At 64.3% G+C, this 403-nt stretch carries 2 protein-coding genes; both read left to right on the forward strand.

Annotated features, from left to right (window positions below):
* Positions 1 to 118: NADH-quinone oxidoreductase subunit A (gene ndhC, locus RNB18_RS53070; protein WP_311721187.1), on the forward strand; the 118-nt coding region annotated here is incomplete at its 5' end.
* A partial coding sequence (gene nuoB, locus RNB18_RS53075; RefSeq protein WP_311721186.1) for an NADH-quinone oxidoreductase subunit NuoB occupies positions 109 to 403 on the forward strand: 295 nt, incomplete at its 3' end. The genes ndhC and nuoB, both read left to right, overlap by 10 nt.

The raw sequence follows: 403 nt of genomic DNA on the forward strand, positions 1-403 counted from the left end.
GGCTGTGGCGTTCGACAGTCTGGGTTTGTTCGCGCTGGTGGAGATGCTGCTGTTCATGCTCACGGTGTTCGTGGCGTACGCCTATGTCTGGCGGCGAGGGGGCCTGAATTGGGACTAGAGGAACGTCTACCGGGTGGAATCCTGCTGTCGACGGTGGAGGCAGTCGCAGGCTACGTGCGTAAGGGGTCGTTGTGGCCCGCCACGTTCGGCCTGGCCTGCTGCGCCATCGAGATGATGTCGACGGCCGGACCACGCTTCGACATCGCCCGGTTCGGCATGGAACGATTCTCCGCGACGCCGCGACAGGCCGATCTCATGATCGTGGCGGGCCGGGTGAGCCAGAAGATGGCGCCGGTGCTGCGACAGATCTACGACCAGATGGCCGAGCCGAAATGGGTGCTGG

Origin of the sequence: Streptomyces doebereineriae, assembly GCF_031845645.1 — a bacterium.
Taxonomy (GTDB): domain Bacteria; phylum Actinomycetota; class Actinomycetes; order Streptomycetales; family Streptomycetaceae; genus Streptomyces; species Streptomyces canus.